Raw genomic sequence first — 21,334 nt, forward strand, 5'->3', positions numbered from 1 at the left:
TGCCAGAGGCATCAGAATTGCTATATGATAGCGCGTTGGCCGCGAGTTATATAACCCATCTTTCCGATATAACTCATCGGATTCTGATAGAAAAATCGCTGCCAACAGATACACTATGTAATCATCATGTTTTTGCCCTTTTTTATCTGTTAGGGATTGTATGACGCAGAACAACAATACTCCGGTTAATAGCAGTAATGGTCCGGAGCAAATTGATTTACTTGATTTAGTGCTTCAACTGTGGCGTGGAAAGTGGGTAATTGGCGCTTTTGTTGCTGTTTTTATCGTCCTGGCGGGTATTTATATCACTGTCGCAAAAGAAAAATGGACCTCGTCCGCTATCATTGCTCAGCCTGACGCAGCACAGGTAGCAACTTACTCCAATGCACTGAACATTCTATATGGTAGTGCAGCACCTTCCATGCTTGACATTCAAACGCGCGCTATCGGTCGTTTTAACTCATCTTTCTCGGCATTGTCTCAAGCGCTAGAAAACCAGAAGTTTCCTGAAAAACTAGTTATTGAACCAGCAGTGAAGGGCCAGCCGTTGCCGTTAAGCGTCTCCTATCAGGGGGAATCTGCAGAGGCAGCGCAAAAACAGCTGGCGCAGTACATTCAGCAGGTAGATGAGCAAACGGCGAAAGAGCTCTCTCTTGACCTCAAGGACAACATCAAGCAGCAGATCACAATGCTAAATGACTCGCTGGAAAACCAGGAGAAGGTTGCTCAGGAGCAGAAAGAACTACGTATCAAACAGATCTCTGAAGCGCTCAAGAATGCGGAAGCGGCGAAAATTAGCTCACCGCAGATCCAGCAAACCCAGGATGTAACCCAGGAGACGATGTTCTTACTGGGAAGCGAAGCGCTGAAATCGATGATTGATAACGAAGCGTCTCGCCCGCTGGTCTTCTCAGGCACGTATTATCAGACGAAACAAAACTTACTCGATATCGAGAAGTTGAACGTGAATCCGGACACCATCCACGTATATCGTTACGTCATGAAGCCAGATCTCCCTGTCCGTCGTGACAGCCCGAAAAAGGCCATCGCGTTAATTCTGGCAGTCCTGCTTGGCGGCATTATCGGTTCTGGCGTGGTACTGGGTCGCAACGCGCTGCGCAGCTACAAGCCAAAAGCCTGATTCGCAGACAAAAAAAGACCGGGTTTCCCCGGTCTTTTTTATTTGTGACGCTTCCGAAGATTCTCTATCACTGCCGTCAAATCCAGCTCCTGATCCTGCAGCAGCACCAGCAGGTGATACATCAAATCAGACGCTTCATTGGTCAGTTCCTCGCGGTCATGCACCGTCGCGGCCAGAGCCGTTTCAACGCCTTCTTCTCCTACCTTTTGCGCGATACGCTTGGTTCCACTCGCATACAGCTTCGCGGTATAGGAGCTCTCAGGGTCCGCTGTTTTACGCTCTGCCAGCAGTTGTTCCAGTTGATACAGGAACAGCCACTGGTGGCTCGCCTCGCCAAAGCAGCTACTGGTCCCTTTGTGGCAGGTTGGTCCGATTGGGTTTGCCAGAACCAGCAGGGTATCGTTATCGCAATCCGGCGTTATACTGACCACGTTCAGAAAATGACCTGAGGTTTCACCTTTGGTCCACAGACGCTGTTTGGTGCGCGAGAAGAAGGTAACTTTACCGGTCTCGACGGTTTTGGCTAAGGCGTCCTGGTTCATATACCCCAGCATCAATACTTCGCCGGAAACGGCATGCTGGACAACCACGGGCAGTAATCCATCCGTTTTTTCCCAGTCCAGCTGTGCCTGTTGTTGCTCTGTTAACATACCCTGATCTCCACGCCCTGGCCGGCCAGGAACGTTTTTAACTCACCAATATTAATAATCTGCTTGTGGAACACGGACGCCGCCAGTGCGCCATCGACGTTTGCATCGCGGAAGGCTTCCAGGAAGTGTTCCATGGTGCCCGCACCGCCGGAGGCGATCAGCGGGACGTGGCAAACCGCACGCACTTTTTTCAGCTGTTCGAGGTCATAGCCGTTACGCACGCCGTCCTGGTTCATCATGTTGAGGACAATTTCGCCCGCGCCACGCTTCTGCACTTCCTGCACCCAGTCGAGAGTTTCCCATTGGGTAACACGGGTTCGACTTTCATCGCCGGTATACTGATTAACGTGATATTTGCCCGTTGCGTCGTCATACCAGGTGTCGATCCCAACGACAATGCACTGCACGCCAAAGCGATCGGCCAGGCGAGTAATCAGCTCCGGATCTGCCAGGGCAGGGGAGTTGATGGAAATCTTGTCGGCACCAAACGAGAGAATTTTGGCCGCGTCTTCAGCTGATTTAATCCCACCCGCCACGCAGAATGGAATATCAATCACTTCTGCTACGCGCGCTACCCAGCTTTTATCGACCACTCGGCCATCACTGGAAGCGGTGATATCGTAAAACACCAGCTCGTCAGCCCCTTCATCAGCATAGCGTTTTGCCAGCGGGACGATATCGCCAATGATCTCGTGGTTGCGGAACTGCACGCCTTTCACCACCTGGCCATCGCGCACGTCCAGGCAAGGAATTATCCGTTTTGCCAGCATTGAATCGCCTCCGTCACAGTAAATTTTCCTTCCAGCAGGGCGCGTCCAACGATCACGCCCTGCACGCCCGTTCCGCGCAGTGCGGCGATATCTTTCAGATCGCCAATTCCACCCGAAGACTGGAAAGCCACCTGCGGAAAACGTGCACAGACCTCGTCATACAGCGAGACGTTAGAGCCCGCCAGCGTGCCGTCGCGGGAGATATCAGTGCACAGCACGTGCTTCAGGCCAACGGGCTGATAAATAGCAACCAGCTCTTCCAGCGTCACGCCAGAGTTCTCCTGCCAGCCGCTGACCGCGACCTGTTTGCGGCCCTGTTCGTCGATGCGCACATCCAGCGCCAGTACCAGCGCATCTGCGCCGAAACGGCGGAACCAGCCTTTGACCACTTCGGGGTCTTTTACGGCGGTAGAGCCAACGACAACGCGCGCCACACCAGCTTCAAGCAGAGCCGCAACGTCCTCTTCAGTGCGCACGCCACCACCTACCTGGACGGGGACATTCACGCCAGCGACCAGCTTTTTGAGTAGCGGGATCTGGCGTTTCGCCGGGTCCTTCGCGCCCGTGAGATCCACCAGGTGCAGCACTTCTGCACCCTGAGCCGCGTAATCCTGCAGACGTGGCAGTGGGTCGTTCCCGTAGTCACGCTGCTGCCCGTAATCGCCCTGATGAAGACGAACAACCGTGCCGTCAATTAAATCTAAAGCGGGAATAATCATCACATCTCCAGGAAGTTTTTCAGCAGCTGCGCGCCTGCGGCGCCAGAGCGTTCCGGGTGAAACTGCACGCCGAAGAAGTTATCTTTCTGCACCGCTGCGGTAAACGCTTCTCCATAATTGCACTGAGCGATGGTGTACGGATTCACCGGCATGGCGTAGCTGTGCACGAAGTAAAAATATGCGCCGTCTTCAATGCCGCGAAACAGCCTGTCGCCCGCTTTGGCGTACACGCGGTTCCAGCCCATATGCGGCAGAGGCAGGCCGTGGTCGGTCATTTTCGGCACGTCTTCTTCAATAATACCCAGCAGGTCGACGCCGTTGCTCTCTTCACTGCGGCGGCCCAGGATCTGCATACCCAGGCAAATGCCCAGCACCGGCTGGGTACAGGCTTTGATCAGGTCGACCAACTCGCGTTCGCGAATCTGATCCATCGCGGCCTGCGCGGTTCCCACGCCCGGTAAAAAGAGTTTGTCGGCGCGCAGCACCACGTCCGGGTCACGGCTCACCACCGGCTCATAGCCGTGGCGCGCAATCGCCGATTTTACGGAGTTCAGGTTGGCGCATCCGGTATCCAGAATCACCACATTCATTACAGCACTCCTTTCGATGAAGGCAGGGCGTCACCTTCCACGCGGATCGCCTGGCGAAGGGTACGGCCAAAAGCCTTGAACAGACTCTCCACGCGGTGGTGGTCGTTTTTGCCCTTGGTCTTGAGGTGCAACGTCAGGCCCATGGTGTATGACAATGAACGGAAGAAGTGCTCAACCATTTCAGTGCTGAGATCACCCACGCGCTGGTAGTTGAAATCGGCTTTATATTCAAGGTGCGGACGTCCGGAGATATCCATAGCGCAGCGCGCCAGGCACTCGTCCATCGGCAGGACAAAGCCAAAACGGTTGATGCCGCGCTTATCGCCGAGCGCCAGCTTCAGGGCTTCACCCAGCGCCAGGCCGGTATCTTCCACGGTGTGGTGATCGTCAATGTAAAGGTCGCCTTTTACGGTAATTTCCATGCGGAAACCGCCGTGGGTGGCAATCTGATCCAGCATATGGTCGAAGAATCCCACACCGGTGTGGATCTTGCTGCCACCTTCGCGATCCAGCCAGACCTTCACGTCAATCTGCGTCTCTTTGGTGTTGCGCTCAACGTGGGAATAGCGGTCACGTTTGGTTAGCTGCTCACCAATTTTCGCCCAGTTAAGACCGTTACGATCGTAGCGCAGCCCCGCAATACCCATGTTTTCCGCCAGCGTAATATCGGTGATGCGATCGCCGATGACATAGCTGTTGGTTTTATCCAGCAAATCTTCCGCCAGATAGCGCTCCACCAGTTTCACTTTCGGCTTACGGCAGTCGCACTCATCGGCTGGCATATGCGGGCAAATCAGCACTTCATCAAAGACCACACCCTGTGAGGTCAGCACCTGCATCATCAGATTATGTGGGCCGTCAAAGTCCGCCTGCGGGAAGCTGTCGGTACCCAGACCGTCCTGATTGGTGATCATCACCAGCTTATACCCGGCTTTTTGCAGCTTAAGCAGTACGGGGATCACGTCCGGTTCAAAAGCCAGCTTGTCGAAACGATCGACCTGAAAATCGGCTGGTGGCTCCGAAATAAGGGTGCCGTCACGATCGATAAAAAGGATCTTCTGGGTCATACTTTCTCCGCTTTCAGGGCGTCAATCACGCGCTGGCTCTCTGCGCGGGTGCCTACGGTAATGCGCAGGCAACCGCTCAGGGAAGGTTGTTTATTCTGGTCTCGTAAGATAATGCCCTGATCCCATAAAGATTTAAATACGGCACTGGAGGCAGTGAAACGCACCAGGATGTAGTTGGTTTCCGAATCGAACACCTGCTCCACGCACGGGATATCCTTCAGGGCGGTCACCAGATACTGACGTTCCTCCAGGATTTGCGCCACACGATCGCGCATCGCGTTGATCCCCTGTGGGGTCAGCGCCTGTGCTGCAATATCGGCAACCGGCGTCGAAAGCGGGTAAGGGGCGATCACTTTCAACAGCAGGTCGATGACCTCTTTATTGGCCAGTGTGAATCCACAGCGCAGACCGGCGAGGGCGAAAGCTTTCGACAACGTACGCAGCACGACCAGGTGCGGATATTCTTCCAGCCAGCCTGTCAGCGTCGCCTGCGGGCAGAACTCAATGTAGGCTTCGTCAGCGACCACCACGGCTTTCCCACGCGTCATCTCCAGCAGGGTGCGGATATCCTGCGGGTTGATAATCTGCCCGGTTGGGTTGTTTGGGCTACAGACAAACACCACCTTTACGCCATCGAGATTATCGGCAATGCTCTGCAGATCCAGCTGCCAGTTGTCGAGCGAGAGGACGTTGCGACACGCCACGCCGAAGGTTTCCGCGCTGACGCTGTACATGCCGTAGGTAGGCTGGCAGTACATCACCGCATCTTTGCCCGGCTCGCAGAAGGCGCGGATCAGCAGCTCAATACCTTCATCGGCTCCACGGCTAACCAGCACCTGCTCCGGCTTCACTCCTGCATACTGCGCGTAGTTTTCGATAACGGCCTTTGGCTGACACTCCGGGTAGCGGTTCAGCGTTTGCTGAGACAGCTCGAACTGTACTGCTGTCGGAAATTCGTTAGCGTTCAGCCAGACATCACCTTTACCACCTAAACGACGTGCAGACTGATACGGAGTCAGTTGACGGACATTTTCACGGGCTAATTCTTCAATGTTCATGCTTGCTCCTTCAGGGCTGCAACGCGCAGCGTAACGGCATTTTTGTGGGCGGTCAGGCGTTCAGCAGCAGCCAGTGTCTCAATGGTGGACGCCAGTGAGGCAAACCCTTCGCGGGACAGCTCCTGCACAGTCATGCGTTTCTGGAAATCCGCCAGGCCGAGGCTTGAACAGGTTGAGGTATAACCATACGTCGGCAGAACGTGGTTGGTGCCGGACGCGTAATCGCCAGCGGATTCCGGTGACCAGTCACCCAGAAAAACCGAACCTGCGCTGGTGATGCTTTCGACCAGATCGCGTGCATTACGAGTCTGAATAATCAGGTGCTCCGGGCCGTACTGGTTAGAGATGGCAATGCACTGCGCCAGATCGCGCGCCACAATCAGACGGCTGGCGGCTAACGCCTGACGTGCTGTTTCGGCGCGGGGCAGGTCTGCAAGCTGGCGCTCAACGGCTTCACCGACGCGTGTTGCCATATCGGCATCCGGCGTCAACAGAATGACCTGCGAGTCAGGGCCGTGTTCCGCCTGAGACAGCAGGTCGGACGCGACGAAGTCCGGTGTTGCACCGCTGTCGGCAATGACCAACACTTCAGACGGACCGGCAGGCATGTCGATTGCCGCACCGTCCAGACGCTGGCTGACCTGGCGCTTGGCTTCGGTCACGAAGGCGTTGCCCGGGCCAAAAATTTTGTCGACCTTTGGAATGGATTCGGTGCCAAACGCAAGGGCGGAAATCGCCTGTGCGCCACCCACTTTATAGACCGCCTGTACGCCGCACAGCTTTGCTGCGTAGAGGATCTCATCGGCAATCGGTGGCGGAGAGCAGAGCACCACTTTCTGACAACCCGCGATACGCGCCGGGGTAGCCAGCATCAATACGGTGGAGAACAGTGGAGCCGAACCGCCAGGGATATACAGCCCAACGGACGCTACCGGGCGGGTCACCTGCTGGCAACGCACACCTGGCAGGGTTTCAACATCCACAGTTTGCAGCTTTTGCGCGGTGTGGAAGGTCTCGATGTTTTTCACCGCGACGGCCATCGCCTGCTTGATGTCATCACCCAGACGATTACTGGCATCAATGATTTCCCGTTCAGTAACCTTCAGCGCATCCACTTCAGTCTTATCAAATTTGGCACTGTATTCACGCAGCGCGTCATCGCCACGAGCTTTGACGTTCTCAAGGATCTCCGCCACGGTGCGTGAAATGCTTTCGGAGGCGGAAATCGCCGGGCGCATCAGCAACTCACGCTGTTGTGCGTCGCTACAATTATTCCAGTCGATGATTGTGTTAAAACCCATGGCCGTTACTCCATCATCTTCTCAATAGGCAGCACCAGGATAGAGCTTGCCCCCAGCGCCTTCAGTTTTTCCATGGTTTCCCAGAACAGGGTTTCGCTGCTCACCATATGCATCGCCACGCGCTGCTGATCGCCCGCCAGTGGAAGAATGGTTGGGCGCTCGGCACCTGGTAACAGAGCAATCACTTCATCCAGACGCTCGGTTGGCGCGTGCATCATGATGTATTTGGATTCACGCGCCTGGATCACGCCCTGAATACGGGTCAGGAGCTTGTCGATCAACTGCTGCTTGGCATCGGCCATGTCGCCGTCACGCTGAATCAGACAGGCTTTTGAGCGATAGATAACTTCCACTTCGCGCAGGCCGTTCGCTTCCAGCGTCGCGCCAGTTGAGACGAGGTCACAGATGGCGTCCGCCAGACCCGCACGCGGTGCAACTTCAACAGAGCCGTTCAGCAGACAGGATTTAAACTGCACGCCTTTTTGATCCAGGTAACGCTTTAACAGGTGAGGGTAGGAAGTGGCGATACGTTTGCCGTTCAGTGCAGCCGGGCCGTCCCAGGCTTCATCGACCGGCGTTGCCAGTGACAGGCGGCAACCGCCGAAATCCAGACGACGCAGGGTGAAGTAACGCGGGTCTTCGCCTTGTGCTCGGCGGGTGAGAAGTTCTTCTTCCAGCACGTTTTCACCGATGATGCCGAGGTCAACGACGCCATCCATCACCAGGCCAGGGATATCGTCATCACGCACACGCAGAATGTCGATGGGCATGTTTTCAGCCAGAGCAATCAGGCGCTGGGTGTGCAGGTTAATTTTGATCCCGCAGCGGGCCAGCAGTTCGCGTGAATCGTCACTCAAACGACCTGATTTTTGAATAGCTATGCGTAAACGTGAGTTATCTAACATTCTTTATTCCTCGTTAACCTGTTTTAACCTGTCTGAATTTTGTCCAAAAAAAAGCCCCCGGAAGAAGATCTTCCGGGGGCTTTTTCATGCGTTCATGCACCTCTGGAAGATCCAAACGTCTTCCAGCACACATCGCCTGAAAGACTAGTCAGGATGATGGTGATGATGGTGGTGTTTAAATTGAACGCGTGTCATATAAATTCTCGATGAATGCTTATTCATTTGATGTCTTTTAACCTAAACCAGTTGTGCAACATATTGCAAGGGCTTTTTTTGATCATTAATTCATTTCATATTGATGCTATGAATTGTGTGTTCTGCCGGGCTGGCGTAGCCTTATGAAAGACGAGTACGAGTCAGGAGAATTCGCATGAAAAAGGTCGCGATTGTCGGTTTAGGATGGCTGGGAATGCCGCTGGCGATGTCATTAGCCGCGAAAGGCTGGCAAGTGACCGGGAGCAAAACCACGGCGGATGGGGTAGAAGCAGCGCGCATGTGCGGTATTGATGGTGTCGAACTGCGTCTGGAACCCGAACTGGTGTGTGATGCTGACGATCTGGACACGCTGATGAACGTCGATGCGCTGGTGATTACGCTACCCGCGCGGCGCAGTGGCCCGGGTGAGTCGTTTTATCTGCAGGCGATGCAGGAGATTGTCGACAGCGCGCTGGCACACCATGTTCCGCGCATTATTTTTACCAGCTCGACGTCAGTCTATGGCGATGTCGAAGGTGTGGTGAAAGAGAGCTCCGGGCGCAATCCTGTTACCGCGAGCGGTCAGGTACTGAAAGAGCTGGAAGACTGGCTGCATAATCTTCCTGGCACGCAGGTTGATATCGTCCGTCTGGCGGGTCTGGTGGGGCCTGGGCGTCATCCAGGGCGTTTTTTTGCCGGGAAGTCAGCGCCAGACGGGCAACATGTTGTCAATCTTGTGCATCTTGACGATGTTATTGGCGCAATTGAGCTACTCTTACAGGCTCCCAAAGGTGGACACATCTATAATATATGTGCGCCTTCTCATCCGACGCGTAGTACGTTTTACCCGCTTATGGCACGTCAGTTGGGCCTGGCTCCGCCGGTTTTTGGTGAGACAAAGGATGAAAGTAAAGGCAAAATTGTTGATGGCAATCGCATTTGTCATGAGCTGGGGTTTGAGTATCAGTATCCCGATCCGCTGGTGATGCCCATGGAATAAGTCTCGCAGCGGAGACGATCGCACACCAGAAGGGGGCGAGCATGAAACCGCTGCTTGATGTTCTTATTATTCTGGATGCACTGGAAAAAGAAGGGAGCTTTGCAGCCGCCTCAGCAAAGCTCTACAAAACCCCTTCGGCGCTGAGCTACACCGTTCAAAAACTGGAAAGCGATCTCAATATTCAGATCCTCGATCGCTCCGGGCACCGCGCGCGTTTTACCCGTACCGGGCAGATGCTGCTGGAAAAAGGACGTGAAGTCCTCCATACCGTTCGCGAACTGGAAAAACAGGCCATCAAACTTCATCAGGGATGGGAAAATGAGCTGGTTATAGGAGTCGATGATACCTTTCCGTTTTCGCTTCTTACGCCGCTGATTGAGGCATTTTATCAACACCACAGCGTGACCCGGCTTATCTTTATAAACGGTGTGCTGGGCGGTTCCTGGGATGCGTTAATTCAGGGAAGGGCGGATATTTTCGTCGGTGCGCTCCATGAACCTCCCCAGTTGAGTGATTTTGGTTTTGCCCGTCTGGGCGTGCTGGAGCAGGTTTTCGCCGTTGCGCCGCATCATCCGCTTGCTCAGGAGCCAGAGCCTATTAATCGCCGGATTATTAAAGGCTACCGTGCGATTGTAGTGGGGGACAGTTCACGGCCAGAGTGTGCGGTTTCCTCGCAATTACTTGATGAGCAGGAAGCCATTACCGTTTTTGACTTTAAAACCAAGCTGGAATTGCAAATCAGTGGTCTGGGTTGCGGCTATTTGCCTCGTTATCTTGCGCAGCGGTTTATTGATAGCGGGGCGCTGGTTGAAAAACAGGTGCTTGCTCAAAGCAGTAATGAATCAGCGTGGGTGGGCTGGAATGAACAAACCTCTGGACTGGCAAGCAGCTGGTGGCGAGACGAGATTTTAGCAAATAGTGCTATCGCTGCCGTTTACTCTCAGGCCAGCGTCGAGAAATCAGCCAGTTAGCAAAAAGAAAATCACCCAGGGCATTGCAAAGTATTGCCTTTTGTATCCGATGTGGGGCAAAATGCGGCCGCTGCAACCAAATGAATAATCGACGATATAAAAGGCGTCGGTTATTTTTTTTTGCATGTACGAAACGAAACTAAAAACCAAGAGGCCGGGCTTCGTACCGGATAGATATTTACTAAAATCCGACAGTTGTTGTCGCTGAGGAATAAAGAAATGGGGCAATTTTTCGCTTACGTGGCGGTTATCACCGTAAAGGAGAATAACTATGTCGCATAACGCAACTCCAAACACCTCTCGCGTGGAATTACGTAAAACACTTACGTTGATTCCGGTTGTTATGATGGGCCTGGCCTATATGCAACCGATGACGCTGTTCGATACATTCGGTATCGTATCAGGCCTCACTGACGGTCACGTTGCAACGGCGTATGCCTTTGCGCTGGTCGCTATTCTCTTTACTGCGCTGAGCTACGGTAAACTGGTTCGCCGTTTCCCGTCCGCAGGCTCTGCGTACACCTATGCACAGAAATCCATTAGCCCGGCGGTAGGGTTTATGGTGGGCTGGTCATCACTGCTGGACTACCTGTTCATGCCGATGATCAACATTCTGCTGGCAAAAATTTACTTTGAAGCACTGGTACCTTCCGTACCGTCGTGGATCTTCGTTGTGGCGCTGGTGGCCTTTATGACCATCTCTAACCTGCGTAGCATCAAGACCGTGGCTAACTTCAACACCCTGATTGTTATTCTGCAGATGGGTATTGTTGCGGTAATCGTTGGCCTGATCATTTACGGTGTTTCTCACGGTGAAGGTGCAGGTACATTGACCAGCACGCGTCCATTCTGGTCTGAAGGTGCGCATGTTGTGCCGATGATCACCGGTGCGACAATTCTGTGCTTCTCGTTCCTCGGCTTTGACGGCATCTCTTCTCTGTCAGAAGAGACCAAAGACGCTGAGCGCGTGATCCCGAAAGCGATTTTCCTGACAGCGCTGATTGGCGGCATGATCTTCATCGGTGCCTCTTACTTCCTGCAGCTGTACTTCCCGGATATCTCTCGCTTTAAAGATCCGGATGCGTCACAGCCTGAAATCATGCTGTACGTGGCAGGTAAAACCTTCCAGTGGGGCGTGCTGATCTTCTCAAGCGTAACCGTACTGGCGTCCGGCATGGCGGCACACGCAGGTGTTTCTCGTCTGATGTACGTGATGGGTCGCGACGGTGTGTTCCCGACTCGCTTCTTCGGTTATGTTCATCCGAAATGGCGTACTCCTGCATGGAACGTACTGCTGGTTGGTGCTATTGCTCTGCTGGCGATTAAATTTGACCTGGTGACAGCAACTGCGCTGATTAACTTCGGTGCGCTGGTGGCGTTCACCTTCGTTAACCTCTCTGTGATCTCTCAGTTCTGGATCCGTGAGAAGCGCAACAAGACGCTGAAAGACCACTTCAACTATCTGGTGCTGCCTGTGTGTGGTGCACTGACTGTTGGTGCACTGTGGATTAACCTGGAAGAGAGCTCTATGGTTCTGGGTCTGATCTGGGGTGCTATCGGTCTGATTTACCTGGCCTGCGTAACAAAAAGCTTCCGCAACCCGGTTCCTCAGTACGACGAAGATGTTGCCTGAGTTTTAACGCAATAAAAAAAAGCCGGAGACATCGCCTCCGGCTTTTTTTATACCCATCACTCAGACTATCTCTTGCGCGTACTGGAACAGGGATTTCAACAGTGCCTGTTTCTCAGAATTCCCTTCATATTGTGCATAAAGCATCTCCAGCTCCTGAGCATAGCTATGCAAGAACTCCGGCGTAAAGACATTACGACGATGCTGCAACCAGCGTTCCTGTTCCGCTTCATCGAGGGTTCCCGGGTAGTTACGCGCACGGTAATTAAACATCAACTTTTCAATGCGCTTGTCAGCGAAAGTGATATCCAGCGCCGGCAGGTTACGCGGCTCGGTTTGCAGGACGATATTCATCGCCGCGCGGTCGGCATCGCTGAAGAAACCGTTGTATAGCTGGGCATCCACATTTTCAGACGGAACGAACGGTTCTGCTTCTGCAAAAATGGCGACCACTTTCTCACGCACCTGCGGGTTTTCGCGCAGCACTTTCAGGTTATCCAGGCAGTGTTGTCGGTTAATGCCCAGTCTGTCAGCATCTTCCGGGCGCAGCGTATTGGCCTGCGCCAGTACCGGACATTTATTGATATGCACCAGTTTGACCGGCACCGCAGGCAGATCGCCGAGTTCATTTTTTGGTGTGTAAAGCCGTTCACGCAGGGTATCGCTGTCGAGTTCCAGCAGCGGCGAGATATCGCCAGCTAAATCCACCATAATGACCGCATTACGGTTGTCCGGATGCCAGGCCAGTGGCGCAACCCAACTGGTGTTGCCGCGCCAGGCACCGAACATACCGGAGATATGCACCAGTGGTTTCATCTGCGGTACATCAATCAGCGTGGTCAATTTCTGTTTGCTGCGGTGGCTCAGCAGATACTCAAACAGCCTTGGCTGAGCGGTTTTCACCAGCTTCGCCATGGCAATGGTGGCATACACGTCTGCCATCGCATCGTGGGCATTACTGTGCTCAATGCCATTGGCACGCGTCAGATGTTCCAGCCTGAAGCTCGTCAGTCCTTCATCATTCTCCGGCCAGTTAATACCTTCCGGGCGTAATGCGTAGCAGGCGCGCATTATGTCGAGTAAATCCCAGCGAGAATTACGGTTCTGCCAGCTCCAGGCATATGGGTCGTAGAAGTTGCGATAGAAAATATTGCGCGTCACTTCATCATCAAAACGAATGTTGTTATAACCCACCACGCATGTATTGGGGACGGTAAACAGATCGTGGATGCGTCGGGCGAACTCTGCCTCGTTAACGCCTTTTTCCCGCGCTTCCTGCGGGGTAATCCCGGTAACCATAACCGCGCCAGGCTGCGGCAGGTAGTCATCAGCCGGTTTGCAGTAAAAGACCTCAGGCTCGCCGATAATATTGAAGTCGTCATCGGTACGGATGGCGGCAAACTGCGCCGGTCGGTCCAGCGCCGGGTGCGTACCAAAGGTTTCGTAGTCGTGAAATAAAAAAGTCGGGCGAGCGGCAGAGTCAGACACCAGTAATACCATCCTGTTAAAAAATGACGCCACTATGGTAAACGATCGTACGGGTCAGACCGAATAAAAAGCACCTCTGGGGTAAAAATTTGCGAGACGACTTCAGCGGAAAATTGGCTTCCTGTCACATTTTTTTGCAATTAAGCCAGGTAACGACATCAGAACTCCCGTAAAAAGGTCAGCGATTTTTAATGACCTGAGGATATACCGTTGAAACGCCGTCTGTTTATTGCTGTTTCTTTACTCGCTTCGAGTGTCTCATCTGCTTTTGCGGCCGAACCACTGGATTTTTCGCCGCAGCCTCCTGCTATTCAGGCTGGCTCCTGGGTGCTGATGGATTACACGACTGGTCAAATCTTAACGGCGGGCAACGAACATCAACAACGTAATCCGGCAAGCCTGACCAAGCTGATGACGGGGTATGTGGTTGATCGGGCCATTGATAGCCATCGTATTTCACCCGATGACGTTGTCACCGTCGGGCGCGATGCCTGGGCAAAAGGCAACCCGGTTTTTGACGGTTCGTCGCTGATGTTTCTGAAAGAGGGCGATCGCGTCACCGTGCGCGACCTGAGCCGTGGTCTGATTGTGGATTCCGGTAACGATGCCTGCGTGGCGCTGGCCGATCACGTGGCGGGCGGGCAGCCGCAGTTTGTGAAGATGATGAACGACTATGTGCAAAAGCTGAACCTGCGCGATACCCATTTCGAAACCGTTCACGGGCTGGATGCGCCAGGGCAGCACAGTTCCGCTTATGACCTGGCCGTCCTCTCCCGGGCCATCATTCATGGCGAACCTGATTTTTACCATATGTACAGTGAAAAGAGCCTCACCTGGAACGGGATCACCCAGCAAAACCGTAACGGCCTGCTGTGGGATAAAACCATGAACGTAGATGGGCTTAAAACGGGGCACACCTCGGGCGCAGGTTTTAATCTGATTGCTTCCGCGGTTGATGGGCAGCGCCGTTTAATCGCGGTGGTGATGGGGGCCGACAGTCCGAAAGGGCGTGAGGACCAGGCCCGTAAACTGCTGCACTGGGGGCAGCAGAACTTCGATACGGTGCAGATCCTGCAAAACGGTAAAAAAGTAGGTACAGAGCGTATCTGGTACGGCGATAAGGAGCAGGTGAAACTGGGTACCGACCAGGACTTCTGGCTGGCGCTGCCAAAAGCGGAAGTCCCCAACATCAAAGCCAAATATGTGCTGGATAAAAAAGAGCTGGAAGCACCGATTGCGGCGCATCAGCGGGTTGGGGAGATTCAGCTCTATGACCGTGATAAAGTCGTCGCGCACTGGCCTCTGGTCACCCTGGAAGCTGTTGATAAAGGCGGTGTCTTCTCTCGTCTGAGCGATTACCTTCATCACTCACTTTAAATACATCTGTTAATGCTTGTGAGCAGACTGGCAGGGTTGCGAGTCTGCTCACATAATAAACACTCTTCGTTTGCTGAACAGTTAAAATCTGCTTTATAGTGTATAAATATACAGTAATGGGTGGAGGCAGCATGGACTACAGCATTAAGCAGCAACAGAAACGTAAGATTGCCGGTTTTCATTTGGTTGGACCGTGGGAACAAACGGTAAAACAGGGCTTTGAGCAGCTGGTGATGTGGGTGGACGGTCGCCACATTCAGCCTCTTGAGTGGGTTGCGGTTTATTACGATAACCCGGATGAGGTTCCGGCAGAAAAACTGCGCTGTGATACGGCTGTGACGGTACCGGACGATTTCGTTATTCCGGAAAACAGCGAAGGCGTCATGATGACGGAAATCGTGGCCGGCGATTATGCCGTGGCGATGGCGCGCGTGGAAAACTACGACTTTGCGACCCCGTGGTATCAATTCTTCAACTCCCTTCTACAGGATAATAAATACCAGATTGCCCCTAAACCCTGTTTCGAGCGCTATCTTAATGATGGCAACGCAGACGGCTACTGGGATATCGAAATGTTTATCGCCGTTGAGCATAAAACGGTTTAAACCTGCTAAATGAAGGGTTTTTCAGTCGGGTGTGATCCGCCCGGCTGAAAACACAGTACAATTGTGGTTTGCCGTGTAGCTGGAGTGCGGGTGTGCGTCCCGACAAATCATTAACCCCTTTTGAAATTCGGTTGTACAAACATTACCGTGTGGTGCATGGGTGTCGCATCGCGCTGGCGTTTGTGCTGACGTTTGTCCTGGTCCGCTTGCTGGATGTTCCGGAAGGGACGTGGCCGCTTATTACGCTTGTTGTGGTGATGGGGCCCATCTCGTTTTGGGGAAACGTTGTTCCGCGTGCCTTCGAGCGAATTGGTGGGACCGTTTTAGGTTCGGCACTCGGGCTCATTGCCCTGAAGCTGGAGCTTATTTCGTTTCCGGTCATGCTGGCATGGTGCGGTGCCGCTATGTTCCTTTGCGGTTGGCTGGCGTTGGGCAAAAGACCGTATCAGGCGCTGCTGATCGGGATTACCCTCGCGGTGGTTGTCGGTGCCCCTGCCGGAGATATGACCACGGCGCTGTGGCGAAGCGGGGATGTTATCCTGGGGTCACTGCTGGCCATGCTCTTTACCGGTATCTGGCCGCAGCGTGCTTTTCTGCACTGGCGTATTCAGATGGCCAACTACGTCACCGCGTTTAACCGCGTCTATCAGGCCGGTTTTTCCCCTAATCTGGTTGAGCGCCCCAGGCTGGAAAAGCATCTGCAAACCATCCTCAACGACGTGGTCAAAATGCGCGGCCTGATCACGCCCGCCAGCAAAGAAACCCATATTCAGAAAGCGATTTTCGAAGCTATCCAGACGGTAAGCCGCAATCTGGTATGCATGCTTGAGCTGCAAATTAACGCGCACTGGGCTTCTCGCCCGAGTCATCTGTTGATGCTTAACGCGCAGACTCTCAAAGAGACCCAGCAGATGACGCAGCAAACACTGCTGACCATCGCCCATGCGCTCTACGAAGGTAACCCGCAGCCGATACTGGCCAACAGCGAGCGTCTGAATGAGATCGTCGCTGAGCTTAAGCAGTTAATCAACGAACGCCAGAGCGATAACGTGGCCGAAACACCTATTCATGGCTATGTCTGGCTGAGCATGGAACTGGCGCGACAGCTTGAGCTGTTATCACATCTGATTTGCCGGGCACTGCGCAAATAAAACGCGGATGTGACGCCTGCTGCTTCGATTCAGCAGCAATTGGGGTTATGATAGCTTTAAACGATATACTCATTGTCATTCGCGGCCGCTGTCAGTAAGGTTAATGTTACAACGGTTGCTTTAACGAATCCGAATCTCACATTATCAGGGGTGTAAAAATGGAAACTACCAAGCCTTCGTTCCAGGATGTTCTGGAATTCGTCCGCCTGTTCCGCCGCAAAAACAAACTGCAGCGTGAAATCCAGGACGTTGAGAAGAAGATCCGTGACAACCAGAAACGTGTTCTGCTGCTCGACAACCTGAGCGACTACATCAAACCAGGCATGAGCGTTGAAGCTATTCAGGGCATCATTGCCAGCATGAAAAGCGACTACGAAGACCGTGTTGATGATTACATCATCAAAAATGCTGAGCTGTCTAAAGAACGTCGTGACATCTCTAAGAAGCTGAAAGTGATGGGTGAAATCAAGAACGGCGAAGCAAAAAGCGAGTAATCGCAGTGAATTGTGAAAAAGGCTCTCTGGTGACAGAGAGCCTTTTTTTATGACTCAGAGCGCGGTTGTAGCTGGTAAATCCAGGCCTTAACCTGTTGCTCGTCAGGTGTGGTCACCATGACCTCGACCCGGTCATAACCGTCTTCAAATTCATCCAGCATTTGCCAGTGTGCGGCAAGGTTATCGGAAATAAACAGATAACCTTCTACGCGGGGGCCATCAGGGTGGAGGACGATCCCCGGAAAATCTGCCGCCGCTCCCCAGCCACGTTCATAGAACGTGCCGGTTACGAAACCGGCCAGCCATGCGCCGCCAATGTTTTCAAGGATATGCGCATTAGAGTGGCCCGGGCGCAGCGTGCCGTAGACAAACAGAGCGTTCATATTTCCCCTCACCAGCAAAGCAAAAAGCCTGCTTTAAAAGCAGGCTTTTTAAATTTGGCTCCTCTGACTGGACTCGAACCAGTGACATACGGATTAACAGTCCGCCGTTCTACCGACTGAACTACAGAGGAATCGTTGTGGAGGCTTATCTTAGCGGCGAAAAAAGTTTTGTCAAACCTGATCTTAGGGAAAATCGATCGATTGCTGATTCTGTCGTCAGTTTGTTGTAAATCCAAACATTTTTTAATTGAAAATACTTTGCAGGATTAGCATTTCTCCCCCATTATTTGAAATGGAGTTTCAACTTTTCTCGCTAAGGTCCATTTTGAACGTCACTGCTCCCCTGCGCCAGGTGATAACGCGCACACCATGGTACGCAAAACGTAAAAGTTATCGTGTTCTGTTCTGGCGTGAAATCACCCCTCTTGCGGTACCTATCTTTCTGGAAAATACCTGCGTTCTGCTAATGGGTGTACTGAGTACCTTCCTGGTAAGCTGGCTGGGGAAAGAAGCGATGGCAGGGGTCGGGCTGGCGGATAGCTTTAATATGGTGGTGATGTCATTCTTCGCCGCCATAGATCTCGGGACGACGGTGGTGGTTGCGTTTAGCCTGGGTAAGCTTGATCCCAAACGCGCCCGTGAGGCGGCACGCCAGTCGCTGATGATCATGACCATCTTTTCAGTCATCCTCGCGGCAGTGATCCACTATTTCGGTAAAGAGATTATCGACTTTGTCGCGGGTGAGGCGACGGCAGAGGTTAAGGACCTGGCGCTGACCTATCTGGAAATGACGGTCTTAAGCTATCCGGCGGCAGCCATTGCGCTGATTGGCAGCGGTGCGCTGCGCGGGGCAGGTAACACCAAAATTCCATTACTGATTAACGGCGGGATGAACATCCTGAATATCATCATCAGTAGCGTACTGATCTACGGTGTGTTCTCGTGGGATGGGCTGGGATTCGTCGGTGCCGGACTGGGGTTAACCATTTCACGCTATATCGGTGCGGCGGCTATCCTCGGTGTGCTGATGACGGGGATTACCCCCTCGCTGCGGCTTACGCTTAAAAGCTATTTCCGGCCCTTTAATTTCGCCATTATCTGGGAAGTGATGGGGATCGGTATTCCCGCCAGTATTGAATCGGTATTGTTTAATGGAGGCAAGCTGCTCACGCAGATGTTTGTCGCCGGGATGGGGACCGACGTGATTGCCGGTAACTTTATCGCCTTCTCCATTGCTTCCTTGATTAACCTACCAGGTAATGCGCTGGGTTCGGCATCGACCATCATCACCGGTAAACGGCTCGGTAAAGGGCAGATAGGGCAGGCGGAACGACAGCTGCGACACGTATTCTGGTTGTCGACCATTGGATTAACGTTGATTGCCTGGGGAAGCGCGCCTTTTGCCGGGTTAATGGCCTCGTTCTATACCCACGAAGAGGATGTAAAAGAGGTTGTTAAGATCCTTATCTGGCTCAACGCTGCCTTTATGCCAATCTGGGCGGCTTCATGGGTACTGCCCGCCGGGCTGAAAGGGGCGCGTGATGCCCGCTTTGCCATGTGGGTGTCGATGCTCGGCATGTGGGGCTGTCGCGTTGTCGCGGGTTATACGCTTGGGGTGATGCTCGGATGGGGTGTGGTTGGTGTCTGGCTGGGAATGTTCCTTGACTGGGCCGTGCGCGGGGCGTTGTTCTACTGGCGTATGGTGAGTGGGCGCTGGTTGTGGAAATACCCACGGAAGAATGCCTGATAAATGCGCGAAATGGAGAATAAATCGGCAAACAATCAGAAATATGCATTCTGCCTTTGACATCCCTGGGGAGCCTCGATAATATGCGCCCCGTTCACACGATTCCTCTGTAGTTCAGTCGGTAGAACGGCGGACTGTTAATCCGTATGTCACTGGTTCGAGTCCAGTCAGAGGAGCCAAATTTAAGAAGCCTGCTTTTAAAGCAGGCTTTTTGCTTTTTTGCGCAAGGTAAACGCAAAACGGCAACCTTGTTGCCGTTTTTAGTGTTTGCTCCCTCTCCCGTGGGAGAGGGATGGGGTGAGGGCACCAGACCGCACGAAATTACACGCGAATCGATGCCGTTGCCTCAACCAGCCACGGGCGTGCATCGCTTTCCACCAGTGGTGAGAGGGTCTCGCGGACCTGCTGGTGATACTCATCCAGCCACTGTTTTTCCTGCTCGCTCAACAGATGCAACTCAACCTGGCTTAAGTCGATAGGGATGAGCGTCAGCGAAGAGAATTTGCAGAATCCTGGGCGGCTTTCAACAATCTCCACCTGGTTCTCAATACGAATACCGTGGCTATCGCCGAGATAGTAGCCTGGTTCGATAGTCATGATATTGCCCGCTACCAGCGGCCACGGGTTGACCTTTTTGGCGATACGATGCGGGTTCTCGTGGATCAACAACTGATGTCCCACGCCGTGCCCCGTACCGTGATCGTAATCCAGCCCCATCTCCCATAGCGGGCGACGTGCAAACGCATCCAACTGATGCCCCTGAGTCCCGGAAGGGAACTGCAGGGTTATGAGCGACAGGAAGCCTCTCAGCACGGCTGTGTAGTGCAGACGCTGCTGCGGGGCGACCTTACCCCATGCCAGCGTGCGCGTGGCATCGGTGGTGCCGTTAACATACTGACCGCCAGAGTCATTCAGGTAAAAATGGTCATGCCCGATGGGCTTGTTGCTGGCTTCGCTCGAATGATAGTGGCACATCGCCGCATTGCTGGAGGAGGCGGAGATAGTCGCAAAACTTTGTTCAATAAAACCAGGCTGCTGCTTGCGAAATGCAAGCTGTTGCGCCTGAACCTCCAGCTCGGTCAGGGGTTGTCCCGCAGCCTCACGCTGCGGCACCTCACGGCTCAGCCACGCCAGGAAGTTCACCCATGCGGCACCGTCCTGGTGATGGCATTCGCGATAACCTGCCAGTTCTACCGGGTTTTTGGTGGCCTTCATCAGGGTAATGGGATCGGTTTGCCAGACAATTTCCCCCTGTGGCTCAATGGCAAAGCGCAGGGCTACCGGCGCGGAACCGGCATCCATCATCACCCGTTTGCCTTCGGCATTCTGCTGACAGCGCGCGATAAAGGCGTCTTGAGGCGCAATGGAGAAAGCATTACGCACTGCGTCCGGAAGGGCGCTGAGCTTAGTGTTGTCAACAAACCACTCAACGTTCCCGTCCCGGCCCAGAAGGGCAAAGGAGAGGGGAACCGGGCTGTATGGGATATCCGAACCGCGCACGTTTAACAACCAGGCAATGTTGTCCGGCAGGGTAACGGCCAGATAATCGGCGTTGTTCGCAGCCAGCACTGCGGCGACGCGCTGACGCTTGTCAGCACTGCTTTCGCCACTCATCTCGAACGGCATTTCACGGATAAGCCCCGCCGGAGCCGCAGGGCGATCGGTCCAGAGCACGTCGAACGGAGAGGCACTCAGAGGGACCAGTTTGCACGGTGTGGCAGAGAGTTGCTCAAACTCCGTATTGGTCATCAGCAACGCTTCAAAGCCGATACGTGTACCCGCCTCAACGTTTGCGGATAACCATTCTGCCAGCGGCTCGTTGTGCAGATGATGGATCTCAACCTCATCCGTATTCACCTGAACGCGGGCCTGAACCTGATAGCGGCCATCAACGAATAGCAACGCTTTGTTTTTCAGTACCAGGGCCAGACCAGCAGAGCCGTCAAAACCTGTCAACCAGGCCAGCTTTTCGTCGTAAGGCGCGCAGTATTCGCTCTGCCAGGCATCCGCGCGCGGGACGATCATCCCGTCGAGATTGTTTTCCTGTAGCCACTGACGCAGGGCTGCTAACGGTGATGTAGAGTACATTTTT

22 protein-coding genes, 2 tRNA genes and 1 other annotated feature are annotated in these 21,334 nt (G+C 53.5%); of the genes, 11 read left to right on the forward strand and 13 right to left on the reverse strand.

Annotated elements, in window-relative coordinates:
* Nucleotides 1-160 precede the first annotated feature (160 nt).
* Nucleotides 161-1,141, forward strand: coding sequence for an LPS O-antigen chain length determinant protein WzzB (gene wzzB / locus WB237_RS02235; protein WP_336209858.1), 981 nt, complete (start codon nucleotides 161-163; stop codon nucleotides 1,139-1,141).
* Nucleotides 1,142-1,179: 38 nt separating this feature from the next.
* On the opposite strand, the gene hisIE is transcribed toward wzzB, so the two are convergent.
* The 9 genes from hisIE to hisL all read right to left on the reverse strand — a co-directional run bounded on the left by hisIE (nucleotide 1,180) and on the right by hisL (nucleotide 8,396).
* Entirely contained in the window at nucleotides 1,180-1,791 is a 612-nt protein-coding gene (gene hisIE, locus WB237_RS02240) for a bifunctional phosphoribosyl-AMP cyclohydrolase/phosphoribosyl-ATP diphosphatase HisIE (protein ID WP_129995417.1), read from the reverse strand.
* Nucleotides 1,785-2,561, reverse strand: coding sequence for an imidazole glycerol phosphate synthase subunit HisF (gene hisF, locus WB237_RS02245; protein ID WP_129325233.1), 777 nt, complete (start codon nucleotides 2,559-2,561; stop codon nucleotides 1,785-1,787). The genes hisIE and hisF overlap by 7 nt, the downstream gene beginning before the upstream one ends.
* Nucleotides 2,543-3,280 carry a 1-(5-phosphoribosyl)-5-[(5-phosphoribosylamino)methylideneamino]imidazole-4-carboxamide isomerase gene (gene hisA, locus WB237_RS02250; RefSeq protein WP_336209867.1) on the reverse strand — a complete coding sequence of 246 codons (738 nt, stop codon included), beginning with the start codon at nucleotides 3,278-3,280 and terminating at the stop codon, nucleotides 2,543-2,545. The genes hisF and hisA overlap by 19 nt, the downstream gene beginning before the upstream one ends.
* Entirely contained in the window at nucleotides 3,280-3,870 is a 591-nt protein-coding gene (gene hisH, locus WB237_RS02255) for an imidazole glycerol phosphate synthase subunit HisH (protein ID WP_028018504.1), read from the reverse strand. Before hisH ends, hisA begins: the two co-directional genes overlap by 1 nt.
* Nucleotides 3,870-4,937 (reverse strand): bifunctional histidinol-phosphatase/imidazoleglycerol-phosphate dehydratase HisB, encoded by a 1,068-nt coding sequence (gene hisB / locus WB237_RS02260; protein WP_336209870.1) that lies wholly within the window; start codon nucleotides 4,935-4,937, stop codon nucleotides 3,870-3,872. Before hisB ends, hisH begins: the two co-directional genes overlap by 1 nt.
* On the reverse strand, nucleotides 4,934-5,995 hold the full coding sequence (gene hisC / locus WB237_RS02265; protein WP_336209873.1) for a histidinol-phosphate transaminase: 1,062 nt from the start codon (nucleotides 5,993-5,995) through the stop codon (nucleotides 4,934-4,936). Before hisC ends, hisB begins: the two co-directional genes overlap by 4 nt.
* The gene (gene hisD / locus WB237_RS02270) at nucleotides 5,992-7,296 is read right to left on the reverse strand and encodes a histidinol dehydrogenase (protein ID WP_336209876.1); all 1,305 of its coding nucleotides are present in this window, start codon (nucleotides 7,294-7,296) and stop codon (nucleotides 5,992-5,994) included. The genes hisC and hisD overlap by 4 nt, the downstream gene beginning before the upstream one ends.
* A gap of 5 nt (nucleotides 7,297-7,301) precedes the next feature.
* Nucleotides 7,302-8,201: an ATP phosphoribosyltransferase gene (gene hisG, locus WB237_RS02275; RefSeq protein WP_028018500.1), complete on the reverse strand. Its 900-nt coding sequence runs from the start codon at nucleotides 8,199-8,201 to the stop codon at nucleotides 7,302-7,304.
* 45 nt (nucleotides 8,202-8,246) lie between these two features.
* Nucleotides 8,247-8,370, reverse strand: a sequence feature (His leader region).
* The gene (gene hisL / locus WB237_RS02280; protein ID WP_001364200.1) at nucleotides 8,346-8,396 is read right to left on the reverse strand and encodes a his operon leader peptide; all 51 of its coding nucleotides are present in this window, start codon (nucleotides 8,394-8,396) and stop codon (nucleotides 8,346-8,348) included. Its footprint overlaps the feature before it by 25 nt.
* A gap of 175 nt (nucleotides 8,397-8,571) precedes the next feature.
* On the opposite strand from hisL, the gene WB237_RS02285 reads away from it, so the two are divergent.
* From WB237_RS02285 to WB237_RS02300, 4 genes are all read left to right on the forward strand, one after another.
* Complete coding sequence (locus WB237_RS02285; RefSeq protein ID WP_114977803.1) at nucleotides 8,572-9,396, forward strand: SDR family oxidoreductase; 825 nt, start codon at nucleotides 8,572-8,574, stop codon at nucleotides 9,394-9,396.
* A 41-nt stretch (nucleotides 9,397-9,437) separates the two neighbouring features.
* A complete protein-coding gene (locus WB237_RS02290; RefSeq protein ID WP_336209880.1) occupies nucleotides 9,438-10,367 on the forward strand; it encodes a LysR substrate-binding domain-containing protein in 930 nt (309 codons plus the stop codon).
* A 219-nt stretch (nucleotides 10,368-10,586) separates the two neighbouring features.
* Nucleotides 10,587-10,649, forward strand: coding sequence for a membrane protein YoeI (gene yoeI / locus WB237_RS02295; RefSeq protein WP_099458931.1), 63 nt, complete (start codon nucleotides 10,587-10,589; stop codon nucleotides 10,647-10,649).
* Entirely contained in the window at nucleotides 10,639-12,000 is a 1,362-nt protein-coding gene (locus WB237_RS02300) for an APC family permease (protein WP_165383577.1), read from the forward strand. The genes yoeI and WB237_RS02300 overlap by 11 nt, the downstream gene beginning before the upstream one ends.
* A gap of 60 nt (nucleotides 12,001-12,060) precedes the next feature.
* Here the strand turns inward: WB237_RS02300 and sbcB are convergent, their stop codons facing one another.
* Nucleotides 12,061-13,497 (reverse strand): exodeoxyribonuclease I, encoded by a 1,437-nt coding sequence (gene sbcB, locus WB237_RS02305; RefSeq protein WP_442892499.1) that lies wholly within the window; start codon nucleotides 13,495-13,497, stop codon nucleotides 12,061-12,063.
* A 198-nt stretch (nucleotides 13,498-13,695) separates the two neighbouring features.
* On the opposite strand from sbcB, the gene dacD reads away from it, so the two are divergent.
* The 4 genes from dacD to WB237_RS02325 all read left to right on the forward strand — a co-directional run bounded on the left by dacD (nucleotide 13,696) and on the right by WB237_RS02325 (nucleotide 17,112).
* On the forward strand, nucleotides 13,696-14,862 hold the full coding sequence (gene dacD, locus WB237_RS02310; RefSeq protein WP_049008316.1) for a serine-type D-Ala-D-Ala carboxypeptidase DacD: 1,167 nt from the start codon (nucleotides 13,696-13,698) through the stop codon (nucleotides 14,860-14,862).
* A 131-nt stretch (nucleotides 14,863-14,993) separates the two neighbouring features.
* Entirely contained in the window at nucleotides 14,994-15,467 is a 474-nt protein-coding gene (sbmC, locus tag WB237_RS02315; protein ID WP_049008318.1) for a DNA gyrase inhibitor SbmC, read from the forward strand.
* A gap of 92 nt (nucleotides 15,468-15,559) precedes the next feature.
* The gene (locus WB237_RS02320; RefSeq protein ID WP_047346451.1) at nucleotides 15,560-16,618 is read left to right on the forward strand and encodes an FUSC family protein; all 1,059 of its coding nucleotides are present in this window, start codon (nucleotides 15,560-15,562) and stop codon (nucleotides 16,616-16,618) included.
* 158 nt (nucleotides 16,619-16,776) lie between these two features.
* Nucleotides 16,777-17,112, forward strand: a complete 336-nt coding sequence (locus tag WB237_RS02325) for a DUF496 family protein (protein WP_008499467.1) — start codon at nucleotides 16,777-16,779, stop codon at nucleotides 17,110-17,112.
* Nucleotides 17,113-17,159: 47 nt separating this feature from the next.
* On the opposite strand, the gene WB237_RS02330 is transcribed toward WB237_RS02325, so the two are convergent.
* Both WB237_RS02330 and WB237_RS02335 read right to left on the reverse strand, forming a co-directional pair.
* Nucleotides 17,160-17,495, reverse strand: coding sequence for a gamma-glutamylcyclotransferase family protein (locus WB237_RS02330; protein WP_336209891.1), 336 nt, complete (start codon nucleotides 17,493-17,495; stop codon nucleotides 17,160-17,162).
* Between the two features lie 55 nt (nucleotides 17,496-17,550).
* Nucleotides 17,551-17,626, reverse strand: a tRNA-Asn gene (locus tag WB237_RS02335).
* A 161-nt stretch (nucleotides 17,627-17,787) separates the two neighbouring features.
* Between WB237_RS02335 and emmdR the strand changes: the two genes are divergently transcribed.
* Entirely contained in the window at nucleotides 17,788-19,242 is a 1,455-nt protein-coding gene (gene emmdR, locus WB237_RS02340; protein ID WP_336209894.1) for a multidrug efflux MATE transporter EmmdR, read from the forward strand.
* Nucleotides 19,243-19,345: 103 nt separating this feature from the next.
* Nucleotides 19,346-19,421: transfer RNA gene (locus WB237_RS02345), tRNA-Asn, on the forward strand.
* Between the two features lie 142 nt (nucleotides 19,422-19,563).
* Here the strand turns inward: WB237_RS02345 and WB237_RS02350 are convergent.
* Entirely contained in the window at nucleotides 19,564-21,330 is a 1,767-nt protein-coding gene (locus tag WB237_RS02350) for an aminopeptidase P family protein (protein ID WP_336209898.1), read from the reverse strand.
* Between the last annotated feature and the right edge of the window lie 4 nt (nucleotides 21,331-21,334).

This window comes from Enterobacter sp. P82 (assembly GCF_037053385.1).
In the GTDB taxonomy this organism is placed as follows: domain Bacteria; phylum Pseudomonadota; class Gammaproteobacteria; order Enterobacterales; family Enterobacteriaceae; genus Enterobacter.

Bases quoted from the DNA above. Each gene is read 5' to 3' on its own strand.
- hisD (WP_336209876.1), bottom strand. From the start codon at position 7,296: ATGGGTTTTAACACAATCATCGACTGGAATAATTGTAGCGACGCACAA.
- emmdR (WP_336209894.1), top strand. From the start codon at position 17,788: ATGGAGTTTCAACTTTTCTCGCTAAGGTCCATTTTGAACGTCACTGCT.
- hisA (WP_336209867.1), bottom strand. From the start codon at position 3,280: ATGATTATTCCCGCTTTAGATTTAATTGACGGCACGGTTGTTCGTCTT.
- hisIE (WP_129995417.1), bottom strand. From the start codon at position 1,791: ATGTTAACAGAGCAACAACAGGCACAGCTGGACTGGGAAAAAACGGAT.
- sbmC (WP_049008318.1), top strand. From the start codon at position 14,994: ATGGACTACAGCATTAAGCAGCAACAGAAACGTAAGATTGCCGGTTTT.
- hisF (WP_129325233.1), bottom strand. From the start codon at position 2,561: ATGCTGGCAAAACGGATAATTCCTTGCCTGGACGTGCGCGATGGCCAG.
- hisG (WP_028018500.1), bottom strand. From the start codon at position 8,201: ATGTTAGATAACTCACGTTTACGCATAGCTATTCAAAAATCAGGTCGT.
- WB237_RS02350 (WP_336209898.1), bottom strand. From the start codon at position 21,330: ATGTACTCTACATCACCGTTAGCAGCCCTGCGTCAGTGGCTACAGGAA.
- WB237_RS02300 (WP_165383577.1), top strand. From the start codon at position 10,639: ATGTCGCATAACGCAACTCCAAACACCTCTCGCGTGGAATTACGTAAA.
- hisB (WP_336209870.1), bottom strand. From the start codon at position 4,937: ATGACCCAGAAGATCCTTTTTATCGATCGTGACGGCACCCTTATTTCG.
- hisC (WP_336209873.1), bottom strand. From the start codon at position 5,995: ATGAACATTGAAGAATTAGCCCGTGAAAATGTCCGTCAACTGACTCCG.
- WB237_RS02330 (WP_336209891.1), bottom strand. From the start codon at position 17,495: ATGAACGCTCTGTTTGTCTACGGCACGCTGCGCCCGGGCCACTCTAAT.
- wzzB (WP_336209858.1), top strand. From the start codon at position 161: ATGACGCAGAACAACAATACTCCGGTTAATAGCAGTAATGGTCCGGAG.
- WB237_RS02285 (WP_114977803.1), top strand. From the start codon at position 8,572: ATGAAAAAGGTCGCGATTGTCGGTTTAGGATGGCTGGGAATGCCGCTG.
- WB237_RS02290 (WP_336209880.1), top strand. From the start codon at position 9,438: ATGAAACCGCTGCTTGATGTTCTTATTATTCTGGATGCACTGGAAAAA.
- sbcB (WP_442892499.1), bottom strand. From the start codon at position 13,497: ATGGTATTACTGGTGTCTGACTCTGCCGCTCGCCCGACTTTTTTATTT.
- WB237_RS02325 (WP_008499467.1), top strand. From the start codon at position 16,777: ATGGAAACTACCAAGCCTTCGTTCCAGGATGTTCTGGAATTCGTCCGC.
- hisH (WP_028018504.1), bottom strand. From the start codon at position 3,870: ATGAATGTGGTGATTCTGGATACCGGATGCGCCAACCTGAACTCCGTA.